Origin of the sequence: Hymenobacter negativus, assembly GCF_017571495.1 — a bacterium.
Lineage (GTDB): Bacteria > Bacteroidota > Bacteroidia > Cytophagales > Hymenobacteraceae > Hymenobacter > Hymenobacter negativus.
In genome coordinates this window covers 236,451-245,983 of record NZ_JAGETZ010000010.1, presented here as the reverse complement: position 1 = coordinate 245,983, position 9,533 = coordinate 236,451, and the positions used below count along the sequence as shown (strand labels likewise).

General features: G+C 60.1%; 8 protein-coding genes and 1 pseudogene. 6 read left to right on the top strand and 3 right to left on the bottom strand.

Features of this window, described 5'->3' with window-relative positions:
* The 4 genes and pseudogenes from J4E00_RS19935 to J4E00_RS19920 all read left to right on the top strand — a co-directional run.
* Positions 1–400 (top strand): annotated as a pseudogene (locus tag J4E00_RS19935) (sugar MFS transporter); the annotation flags it as partial.
* A gap of 209 nt (positions 401–609) precedes the next feature.
* Complete coding sequence (locus J4E00_RS19930) at positions 610–2,253, top strand: carboxylesterase/lipase family protein (protein ID WP_208177026.1); 1,644 nt, start codon at positions 610–612, stop codon at positions 2,251–2,253.
* Between the two features lie 8 nt (positions 2,254–2,261).
* On the top strand, positions 2,262–2,768 hold the full coding sequence (locus J4E00_RS19925) for a phosphoheptose isomerase (RefSeq protein WP_208177025.1): 507 nt from the start codon (positions 2,262–2,264) through the stop codon (positions 2,766–2,768).
* Between the two features lie 332 nt (positions 2,769–3,100).
* Complete coding sequence (locus J4E00_RS19920) at positions 3,101–4,063, top strand: tyrosine-type recombinase/integrase (RefSeq protein ID WP_208177024.1); 963 nt, start codon at positions 3,101–3,103, stop codon at positions 4,061–4,063.
* A 130-nt stretch (positions 4,064–4,193) separates the two neighbouring features.
* On the opposite strand, the gene pcaF is transcribed toward J4E00_RS19920, so the two are convergent.
* From pcaF to J4E00_RS19905, 3 genes are all read right to left on the bottom strand, one after another.
* Positions 4,194–5,399, bottom strand: coding sequence for a 3-oxoadipyl-CoA thiolase (gene pcaF / locus J4E00_RS19915; RefSeq protein WP_208177023.1), 1,206 nt, complete (start codon positions 5,397–5,399; stop codon positions 4,194–4,196).
* A gap of 64 nt (positions 5,400–5,463) precedes the next feature.
* A complete protein-coding gene (locus J4E00_RS19910) occupies positions 5,464–5,901 on the bottom strand; it encodes a hotdog fold thioesterase (protein ID WP_236049971.1) in 438 nt (145 codons plus the stop codon).
* Between the two features lie 53 nt (positions 5,902–5,954).
* Positions 5,955–7,295, bottom strand: coding sequence for a phenylacetate--CoA ligase family protein (locus J4E00_RS19905; protein WP_208177022.1), 1,341 nt, complete (start codon positions 7,293–7,295; stop codon positions 5,955–5,957).
* Positions 7,296–7,553: 258 nt separating this feature from the next.
* Here J4E00_RS19905 and J4E00_RS19900 point away from each other — a divergent pair, with 258 nt between their 5' ends.
* Both J4E00_RS19900 and J4E00_RS19895 read left to right on the top strand, forming a co-directional pair.
* Complete coding sequence (locus J4E00_RS19900) at positions 7,554–7,775, top strand: hypothetical protein (RefSeq protein ID WP_208177021.1); 222 nt, start codon at positions 7,554–7,556, stop codon at positions 7,773–7,775.
* Positions 7,776–7,928: 153 nt separating this feature from the next.
* The gene (locus J4E00_RS19895; protein ID WP_208177020.1) at positions 7,929–9,380 is read left to right on the top strand and encodes a phytoene desaturase family protein; all 1,452 of its coding nucleotides are present in this window, start codon (positions 7,929–7,931) and stop codon (positions 9,378–9,380) included.
* The last annotated feature ends 153 nt before the right edge of the window (positions 9,381–9,533 follow it).

Here is a 9,533-nt window from a genome sequence, read left to right as displayed (position 1 = left end):
CATGGTGGGCCGCTTCGCCGGTGCTTACCTGCTTAACAAGTTCGAACCGGCCAAGCTGCTGGCCCTGAATGCGGTGGGCGCCGTGGTGCTGGTGCTCATTTCAATTAATACCACGGGCACCGTGGCGATGTGGAGCCTGCTGGCCGTGGGCCTGATGAACTCGCTGATGTACCCCACCATTTTCACGCTGGCCGTGGCTGGCTTGGGCCACCACACCGAGGAAGGCTCTGGGTTGTTGTGCACCGCTATCGTAGGCGGCGCACTGATTCCCATGCTGTTTGGCACCATTGCCGACCACAGCAGCCTGCGGCTGGCGCTGCTACTGCCGGTGTTGTGCTACGCCTACATCATGTGGTACGGCCTGCGCGGCAGCCGGCGGACCGCTACCGTATCAGTCTAACGAAGCGAAGTCATTTCGAGGGATAGAAGCTGTTGAATAACTCAAAAACGTTCCTGCTGAGCGCAGTCGAAGTACCTCATATCTAGCAGTAAACCAAGTGAATACAGCGAAGCGGTAGAGGTACTTCGACTGTGCTCAGTAGGACGCCTCATCATTTATCAGATAACTGCTTAATCACTTCTGCAATCACGCCTTATCCAATTTTTCCTATGAAAACATTCGATATTTTGCTTCTGCTGGCTCTGCAGTTTCCCTTAGCAGCCAGCGCCCAATCAGGGAAAAAGCCCGCTGCGCCGCCGTCTACTCAGGTGCGGCTGGCAAATGGCGTGTTGGAAGGCATTACGGCCACCAGCGGCATCCGCGAATTCAAGGGCGTGCCGTTTGCTGCGCCGCCGGTGGGCAAGCTGCGCTGGCAGCCGCCGCAGCCCGTGACAAAATGGACTGGCGTACGTTCTGCCAAAGCCTTCGGGCCCCGCGCCATGCAGCTGCCGCTCTACGGCGACATGAACTTCCGCTCCAACGGCGTGAGCGAGAATTGCCTCTACCTCAACGTGTGGACGCCCGCCAAAACCGTGCAGGAACGCCGGCCGGTGCTGGTGTATTTCTACGGCGGCGGCTTCAACGCCGGCGACGGCTCGGAGCCACGCTACGATGGCGAGAGTATGGCCCGCCAAGGCATTGTAGCCGTCACGGTGAACTACCGGCTGGGAGTGTTTGGCTTCTTCACCCACCCGGCCCTCACGCAAGAATCGCCACACCACGCTTCCGGCAACTACGGCTTGCTCGACCAGCAGGCGGCCCTGCGCTGGGTGCAGCAAAATATTGCGGCCTTCGGCGGCGACCCAGCTCAAGTTACCATCGGGGGCGAGTCGGCCGGGTCGGTTTCGGTGAGCGCGCAGCTGGCATCGCCCGGCTCGCGCAATACCTTTCAGCGGGCCATTGGTGAGAGCGGCTCCCTGCTGAGCGCCGACCGCGGCCCCGCTCCGCTGGCTGAGGGCGAGCAAGCCGGCGTAGCCTTTGCCGCACAGCTCGGAGCTGCTTCGCTCGATGCCCTGCGCGCCCTGCCGGCCCAGCAGTTACTGGAGGCCGCTGGCAAGCCCGAGGCCCCGCGCTTTAGGCCAGTAATAGATGGCTTGCTTTTCACCAAAGCCCCGCTGGCGACCTACGCGGCCGGCGAGCAGGCCAAAGTGCCGCTGTTGGTGGGCTGGAACTCGCAGGAAGTCGAACACCACTCGCTCCTGGGCCAAGCCCCGCCTACACTTGAAAACTACCGCGCCGCCGTGGAGAAACTCTATGGCCCCCGCACCGCCGAGGCCCTGCAGCGCTACCCCGCCGCCACCGATGCTGAAGTAGCCGCCGTGGCCACCGACCTTGCCACCGACCGCTTCACGGCCTACGCCACCTGGAAGTGGGCCGAGCTGCACGGCCAAACCAGCCAGCAGCCGGTATACCGCTACCTATACGCCCGCCCGCGCCCGGCCATGACGCCTGAAATGGGTAACGCTACGGCTGGCTTGGCCGGCGGCGTGGTACAGCAAGCCGCCTCCGCACCTAAAGCCCCTCCGGCCACCGGCGCGGTGCATTCGGCCGAGATAGAATACGCGCTGGGCAACTTGGCCACCAATAAGGTCTACGCTTGGACGCCGGCCGACTACCAACTCTCGAAAACCATGCAGGCCTACTTCGTCAACTTCATTAAAAGCGGCAACCCCAACGGCGCGGGCCTGCCTACCTGGCCCGCCACCAACCGCCCGCCTGCCGTCCAAATCCTGCGCCTCGACCTCACCACCCAGGCTATGCCGGAGCCCCATCGGGCACGGTACGAATTTCTGGACCAACCCATCAGCAAGTAGTTCCCTTTATGGAAACCCTAACCACCCAAAAAGAATTTATTTTTCAACAAGTTGCCGCTCAGCTACATGGCAATGGCTTTCGAATCAGCCAGCAGGATGCCTCGCGGCCTTGGGGCGGATTTTTCGTTATCGACGAAGACCAGGCCCAGCAGTTTGCCGACATGTATTTCAGTGGGCTGTCGGTTGAGCAGTTGCGCATCTCGGGCAAGCTGAGCCCGAAGGTGCTGCTAGTAGCCCCAAAGTCGCGCCTGAGTTGGCAGTATCACCACCGGCGCGCCGAAATCTGGCAAGTAGTGCAGGGTCCCGTGGGCGTGGCCACCAGTGATACCGACGCCGAAGGGGAGGTAAAATCTTACGCACCTAGTGAGCAGATTGTGCTTCGCCAGAGCGAGCGCCACCGTTTGGTAGGCTTGGCTAACTGGGGTGTGGTAGCTGAAATCTGGCAGCACACCAACGCGAACCACCCGTCGGATGAGGACGATATCGTGCGGGTGCAGGACGACTTTGGGCGCTAAGAATTTGCTTATCCTTATAAAATTGGGTTTCTGATTTTATGCGAGCCTGCTGAGGGTTACCACCACGTCATGCACACGCCACGTTCCACTGCATGGATGCTAAAGTAAGCTTATGGGTTAGGATGGCGTCACGCAATAGCGCTTTTTAGTTTCGCATCAATTGCGGCCGGTATTTGGCAGTAAAGGACTGAGGTTCAGAGGGCTCGTTTGATTGCAGCCGTTGTGTCTGCTCACGTTATAGTAGCATGGTCTGGTTAGTGAATTATCGGACCTTACCATTACCTTCGTGTGCAAGCAAAGGCGTTTTTCACCCCCTTTGATACACAGGTTGCATGGAAAACAACTCGGTCCTCCCGGTTCCCACGGGCTCATCGGCAGCGCTGGCCCAGCTGGCCGCGCATACCAACCGCTACGTGGAAGCCGGGCTAAGCGGCGCGCCAAACACAGCCAAGGCCTACGCCGGCGACCTGAAACGCTTTGGAGCCTGGTGCAGCGAACACGGTTTGGAGCCGCTGCCAGCTTCAGTCGATACGCTGGCCGGATTCGTGACTCATCTGGCGGAAGCCGGCAAGAAAGTGTCGACTATTCAGCGGCACTGCGCCGCCGTGGCCAAGGCCCACGCCTTGCGCGGCGTTGATTCGCCTACGGATGATAAGAAATTCAAGGTGCTCATGGAAGGCATCGCACGCCTCAAGGGCATCCGGCAGAAGCAGGCGCCGGCATTCACGCTGGTCAACTTCAAGCGCACGGTGAAGAGCATCGACGGTAAAACGCTGACCGGGCTGCGCGCTCGCGTGATTCTACTGCTGGGCTTCACCGGGGCCTTTCGCCGCTCAGAGCTAACAGCATTGGACATCGAAGACTTGTCTTTCTCGGAAGAAGGACTGGTGGTGCACCTGGCGCGGAGCAAAACCAACCAGTACGGTGCCGCCGAGGAAAAGGCCATTTTCTACTCGCCCGACTTGCACCTGTGCCCCATTCGTACCTTGCAGGCCTGGCTGCTACGCCTGGGCCGGAGCGCGGGCCCCGTGCTGGTATCCTTCCGCAAGGGCGAGCGCCTGACCGAACGCCGACTCACCGACAAGCACTTGAACCTGATTGTACAGCGCTACTTCGGACCCGAGTATTCGGCCCATTCACTGCGCGCGTCCTTCGTCACGGTTGCCAAGCTGGCCGGCGCCGATGATTCGGAGGTGATGAACCAAACCAAGCATAAAACCAGCGAGATGATTCGGCGCTATACCCGCCTCGACAACGTGCGCCAGCACAATGCAGCCCAGAAACTAGGATTGTAAAAAACTTAATTCATCGACAACCGGCCATGCGCTGACCAGTGACTAATCTCAGTAACTGTTGCTACGCCCTATTGCTGGTAGCGCAGCCCTGATTACTGAGGTATCGGGCTTTGTAGCCCGATTCGCGAGCCTATACGCGCTCAATAATCACGGCGTAGCCCTGGCCTACTCCAATGCACATGGTCACCAAGGCATAGCGCTTTTGCTGTTCGTGCAGTTCCTGAGCAGCGGTGTTGAGCAGGCGGGCACCGCTCATGCCCAGCGGATGGCCCAGTGCAATGGCACCGCCGTTGGGATTGAGACGCGGGTCGTCATCGGCTAGGCCCAGGGCACGGATGCAGGCCAGCGACTGGGCCGCGAAAGCTTCGTTTAGCTCGATAATATCGATATCTGACAGCTTCAGCCCTGCTTTTTTGAGGGCCAATTGCGTGGCGGGCACCGGACCAATTCCCATGATGCGGGGCTCTACCCCGGCCACGCCCATGCTCACGATGCGCGCTTTGGGGGTGAGGCCGTGCTGTGAAATACCAGCCTCCGAAGCCAGCAGCAACGCTGCGGCGCCATCGTTCAGCCCCGAAGCATTGCCGGCCGTGACGGTACCGGTTTTGCGAAAGGCTGGCCGGAGCTTAGACAGTCCTTCAAGCGTGGTGTCAGGTTTTGTGAACTCATCGGCGCTAAAGAGCACGGGCTCGCCTTTGCGCTGCGGAATGGGCACGGGCACCAACTCCGTAGCAAAGCGGCCGCGCTGCTGCGCGGCGGCAGCTTTCTGCTGCGACGCCAAGGCGAAAGCATCCTGGTCTTCGCGGCTGATGTGGTACTGGTCGACGAGGTTTTCGGCCGTTTCGCCCATGGCGTCGGTGCCGTACTGGGTTTGCATCAGCGGGTTGATAAAGCGCCAGCCGAAGCTGGAGTCAACCATCTGCGAGTCGGTCCCGAAGGCCTTGGAGGGCTTCGACATAACGAAGGGCGCGCGGGTCATGTTCTCCACGCCACCAGCCACAAACAAATCACCGTCCCCACTCTGAATCGCACGGGCCGCGGCAATGCCCGCCGATAAGCCACTGGCACAAAGCCGGTTCACCGTTTCGCCGGGTACCGAGTAGGGCAAGCCGGCTAGCAGCGCTGCCATTCGGGCAATGTTGCGGTTATCCTCTCCGGCCTGGTTCGCGCAGCCCAAGATAACGTCGGCCACAGCGCTGGGGTCGGCGCCGGGGTTGCGCTTCAGCAGCTCGCGAATGGTGAAGGCGGCCAGGTCGTCGGGGCGCACGGCAGCCAGCGTGCCACCAAAGCTGCCAATGGGCGTGCGCACTCCGTCGATGATATATGCTTGGTTCATGGGTTTGGGGATAAAACGCCAAGCGCAGTCAGGTGCGGCCCGGGTTTTCAGAAACAGTAAAGGTCTACAGAATTTCGTTGCTGGTGCGGTAGGCTGTGCCTTTGAACAGAGCCAGGGCTACGCCATTTTGGTTGACTGCCCGCACCTGATACACCCCAATTTTGTGCTTGAGGCTTTCCTCGCGGGCCTCTACGGTGATGATGTCGCCCAACCGTCCAGCTTCGAGGTAGTCAATAGTAACGGTGAGGCCCACGCTTTGCCGGCCGTGGCTGTTGCAGGCGAATGCAAACGCCGAATCGGCCGCTGCAAATGTAACCCCGCCGTGCAGCGCACCAAAGCCATTCAGCATGTCAGGGCGCACCACAAAATGCAGCCGGCAGTAGCCCGCACCCACTTCATCAACCTGCAAACCAAGCAGCTGGCTGAAAGTATCCTGCTGAGCCATCAGCGCTTGAACGGCTGCAGCCGAATGGGTATTACCCGATGGGAACGATGGATTCATGCGATAGAAAAAGGAAGATGGGGGGCTGGCAACCACCGCAACTGGGTACGTAGCTACAATGCCCGCAAATCGCGCACCCGGCTGAGCTTGCCGCCCTCACTGCGCGGCAGCGTGCCAAATCCCAGTAGTGTTACTTTCATACTCAACCCAATGTTGTCCTTGATTTTCTTGGCAAAGGAACCCTGCAGCACCCGTAGGCAGTCGTGCTGCTCAATAGCATCGGCCGTTACGGTTTCCAGGCCCAGCTCGTGCATAAGCTCTTCGGCGATTTCCACGTTCACTTCCACTTCGTCAAGGTTGCCGCGGCGCGAGGCTACTACCTGATAATAAGGGCTCACCTGCGGCAGGCTGCTGAGAATATCCTCGACCTGAGTATGAAAGAAATTCACTCCGCGGATGATGAGCATGTCGTCGGCCCGGCCACGAATAGGGCCCATTTTTACGTGCGTCCGGCTCCGCGACTGGTCGTAGTAAAGGTTAGTGATGTCGTTGGTCCAATACCGCAGAATGGGCATGGCTTTCTTGGTTAGCGTACTGAATACTAGCACACCCAGTTCACCTTCGGCCACTGGCTCCCCGGTCTGCTTATCCACTATTTCGGGATAGAAATGGTCTTCCCAGACGTAGCTGCCGGTACCGCGCTCGTTCACATCTTCCTGCGACACCCCGGGGCCCATTATCTCGCTCAGGCCGTAGATGTTGGTGGCTTGCACCCGCAGGCCGCTCTCCACCTGCTGCCGGATGGCGTCGGTCCAAGGCTCGGCTCCCAGCACGGCATACTGCAGGTTGATGGCATCTGGACTGATGCCGCGCCGCTTGATTTCCTCGGCCAGCACCTGCGCGTAAGAAGGCGTGGCACAGATGATTTCGGGCCGAAAATCTTGCAAGAGCTGCAGTTGCCGGTCGGTGCTGCCCCCCGATACGGGGATGACCGTGAGGCCGAGCTTCTCAGCTCCGTAGTGAATGCCCAGGCCGCCCGTGAACAGGCCGTAGCCATAAGCGTTCTGCATTTTCATGCCGGGCCGGCAGCCCGCCGCGGCCAGCGAGCGGGCCACTACTTCGGCAAAAATGTCGAGGTCGCCGGCTGTATAGCCCACCACCGTGGCCTTGCCCGTAGTGCCACTGGAGCAATGCAGCCGCGCTACTTCGTGCTCAGGCACGGCAAACAGGCCAAAAGGGTAGTTATCGCGAAAGTCCGTTTTCTTGGTGAATCCCAGCTTGCTCAACTCTTCCAAGCCCCGAAATGTGCTGGGATGTACGCCCAAGGCATCAAACTTCTGCTTGTAGAACGGCACCCGGTCGTACACATAAGCCACTTGCTCTTTAAGGCGGGCATTTTGGAGGGCGCGTAGCTTAGGCAGCGGCAGCTGTTCGATTTCAGAGTTGAAGAGCATTAGGCAAGGGGCTAAAAGTGGGTGGGAATGCCAGTTGCAAGCACAGAAGCTAGGTTTACTACTAAACTAACAAACGTTTGTTTAAATCGAGCCAAATGAGTTGGTCTGGCTATCATCATGGAAGTAATAAGGCGGCTCAAACTAAGGGCTGCATGTGGTCTTCACTTACAATTCAAGTGGAATCCCTGTGTCAATAGCAGCCTTTGCGGCAGCATCTGCGTCTTGCCTTAACAAGCACCCTAACCAAGCCCAACCGCTATGAGACGTCTGCTTTCCTATCTGCGCACCCGATTTTCATTGCCCTCGCATCGCGGCGTCCGGTTTGTGGCCCAGGCGGCCTGGGCGCCGGACTTGATGCTGGCTCGGCGGGCGGCGGTGCAATCCAGCCCATCACCCCTGACTCACCGGGAAGCCAGTACCAACCGGCGTAACCTCACGTGGTGGCCAATGCTCCGGCGGCTGCGCCAGCACTTGTCCTAGCCGCCGCACCGGTTGTTTCCGCATACCTTTCATGCTCAGGATGGCCGACGGTTAACAGGGCACAACAATTTTTAGGTGGGTTTTCCGCACCCAAATTGTCCCTAATCCGTTCTTTTTAGCCTGCTACACGCGTAGCAGGCTTTTCTATTTTGCATGAGTGATTCCACCTTTGATGCTGTTGTCGTCGGTTCGGGCCCCAACGGACTGGCGGCTGCCATCACGTTGCAGCAGGCGGGCTTATCGGTGCTGCTCCTCGAAGGGAAAAATGAGTTGGGCGGCGGCCTGCGTACTGCAGCGCTCACGCTGCCCGGCTTTCACCACGACATCTGCTCGGCCATCCATCCACTGGCAGTGGCTTCGCCCTTCTTTCAAACGCTCCCCCTGGCTCAATACGGCCTCGAATACCTGACGCCACCCGTGGCTGCCGCCCACCCGTTCGACAATGGCACGGCTGCCACCGTGGTGAACTCGCTGGCCGCTACCGCCCTCGCCCTGGGGCCGGATGCCGACGCCTACCAGCGCCTGCTCGCACCACTGGTGGCCGATTGGCCGGATATTGTCAACGACGTACTGGCCCCGCTGCATTTTCCCTCACACCCGGTGAAAATGGCTCGGTTTGGCCTCTCGGCACTGCTGCCCGCTACTGCGCTTATCCGACGCTTCCAAGGCGAACAAGCCAAAGGCCTTTTTGCCGGAATGGCCGCCCACGCCATTCAGCCGCTGAGCAACCTCACTACTTCGGCCATCGGCCTGGTGCTGCTGGCCACAGCGCATCGCCGCGGCTGGCCGCTGCCCAAAGGTGGCTCGCAGCAGATTGCCGATGCTTTGGTAGCGCACTTCAAAGCCTTGGGCGGGCGCGTCGAAACCGGCTCTTTTATCCATTCAATGGCGCAGTTGCCCCCGGCGCGGGCCATCCTGCTGGACGTGACACCGGCCCAGCTCCTTCAAATTGCCGGCCATCGCCTTTCCCGCATCTACCAGTGGCAGCTGCAACGCTACCGCTACGGCATGGGCGTATTCAAGATTGACTGGGCGCTCGATGCTCCCATTCCGTTCACCGCGCCGGAATGCGCTGAGGCCGGCACGCTGCACCTGGGCAACACCGGGGCCGAAATTGTGGCCAGCGAGCAAGCCACGGCCCATGGCCAGCATCCGGCGCGGCCCTTCGTGCTACTGGCCCAGCCCAGCCGCTTCGATGCTACCCGTGCCCCGGCTGGCCGGCACACTGCCTGGGCCTATTGCCACGTCCCCAACGGTTCGCGGGTTGATATGACAGAGGCCATTGAGCGGCAGGTGGAGCGGTTTGCGCCCGGTTTCCGCGAGCGAATTATTGGCCGTCACACCTTCGACACTGCCCAAATCGAGCAGCATAACCCCAATTATGTAGGCGGCGATATCAACGGCGGCCGCCTGGATATCACCCAGCTTTTTACCCGGCCCGCGCTACGGGCTTCACCTTACCGCACCTCCCAGGCAGGACTATACCTCTGCTCATCGGCCACGCCTCCCGGGGGCGGCGTACACGGCATGTGCGGCTATCATGCTGCCCGCCGCGCCCTGCGCGACGTATTTCGCCTGCCAGCGGCACCGCTTTATTCAGCCTGATTCGGCTTCCTTCAGCTTGGCCTGCTGGAAGCGGGCTTAGGCAGGTCTACGTTGCCCCTCTTGCTCGCGCCCAGCCGGCTGCCGAGGATGGTTTATTCTGAACATCTGCAAGAGCAGTCCCAACGGGCTGCTCTGCGCTTTTAGGCAGTAGGA